This window comes from Acidovorax delafieldii 2AN (assembly GCF_000175235.1).
Classification (GTDB): Bacteria; Pseudomonadota; Gammaproteobacteria; order Burkholderiales; family Burkholderiaceae_C; genus Acidovorax; species Acidovorax delafieldii_B.
Window position 1 is genome coordinate 1 of the sequence record NZ_ACQT01000475.1, and the last position, 1,509, is coordinate 1,509.

3 protein-coding genes are annotated in these 1,509 nt (G+C 69.7%); all 3 read left to right on the forward strand.

The genetic code is table 11. The features are described from left to right. Positions 1-270, forward strand: a 270-nt coding sequence (locus tag ACDELDRAFT_RS22340; protein ID WP_005801110.1) for a hypothetical protein, incomplete at its 5' end; no start/stop codon positions are given. A gap of 97 nt (positions 271-367) precedes the next feature. Beyond that, positions 368-1,120: a hypothetical protein gene (locus ACDELDRAFT_RS22345; protein WP_005801112.1), complete on the forward strand. Its 753-nt coding sequence runs from the start codon at positions 368-370 to the stop codon at positions 1,118-1,120. Positions 1,121-1,170: 50 nt separating this feature from the next. Beyond that, a partial coding sequence (locus tag ACDELDRAFT_RS22350) for a hypothetical protein (protein ID WP_005801114.1) occupies positions 1,171-1,509 on the forward strand: 339 nt, incomplete at its 3' end.

Sequence of the window (1,509 nt, forward strand, 5' to 3'; positions counted from 1 at the left end):
AAGCTGCTGGCCCTGTGGGCCGTGGGACGCGGGCACGTGGTGCTGGGCATGCTCGTCATCGTGCTGGCCAAGGTGGTGGGTACGGCCGTGGTGGCACGGTTGTTCACGCTCACGCAGCCCGCGCTGCTGCAGCTGCACTGGTTTGCCTGGACCTATGCGCGCTGGATGCGCATGAAGCACGCCGTGCTGGAGCGTGCCCGGGCCACATGGGCCTGGCGCCTGGCGCGGGTCATCAAGCGCCAGTGGCAGCGGCGCTGGCGGCAGCGCTGAAGCGCAGCCCGCCCCGAGATCCCCCCAGCCACCGGGCGCGGGCGCCGATCCCGATACCGCCTACCATTGCGCCACCGTCAACCCCTGGATGCCGCCGATGAAACCCCTCCATCGTTCCAGCACCGCGATTCTTCTGAGCGCCCTGCTTGCCACCGCGGGCGCGGCCCGGGCCGGCGCGCAAGAGCCTGCGGCCGAGCCGCCGCCTGCCGAGCCCGTCACCTACAAATTCACCACCGGCATGTACCGCATGTCCGACCACGCCACGGGCTGGGACGTGAACCTGCGCCGCAGTTCCGACCTGGGCAATGTCTGGCTCGGCTACTTCCGCCTGGCCCAGCAGGACACCACCCAGTGGCGCGCCGGCTGGGACCACAGCTACGGCACCGCCGTGCGTATCAGCCCGTCGATCCAGCTGGCCAGCGGCGGATTCGTGGGCGGCAGCGTGCAGGCGGAAACCGGTGACCCCTGGTTCGTGGGCGCGGGGCTGGGGCGCACCAACCTGCGCCCCTACTGGAACCTGAACTTCGACCCCAACGACGCCTACACGCTGTCGGCGGGCCATCGCAACACGCAGAACCGGCTGTTCATGGTCCAGCTCGTGCGCGACAACCGGCAGAACCCCGATCAGCGCCACCTGCACTTCACCTGGCGCCAGCCCATGGCCGTGGGCGAGCGCCTGACCCTCGACGCGCTGTACAAGACCGGCCTGGTGGAGGGCCAGCACATCCGGCGCTGGGGGTTCTCCGCCGGCTACGACTGGCCGGAATGGTTCGTGCGCCTCGCCTGGGACCCGAAAACCAACTTCACGCCCGTGGACGCCTGGCGTCTGTCCGTGGGCAGCCGCTTTTGAGCGGCGCGGCGTGCCGCCTCTCTTGCGCCTTTTTCGAGCCCTCTTGCACCATGCTGCATCGCATCCGCTTTCCGGCCGTGCTGTTCTTCACCGCCAGCGTGCTGGGTCTGTGGCCGATCTATTTCGCGCTGTCCGCCAACGGGTGGTGGCAGTCCGCCGGCGCGCTGGCGTACGGGCTGCTTCTGGGGTTCGCGGTGCAGCGGTGCTTTCGTGAACCGGTGCCCCGCTGCCGGATCGCCGCCGGGGCATTCCTGGGCGCGTTCATGCTGTGGACTCCGGTCGTGCTGACGACCTATGGCCTTGCTTTGGCGGCCACGCCCATTTTTGTTGCGTATGCCGCCGCCGCCACGCTCGGCGCCACCGCGGCAACCCGGCGGCAACGGTGGCGA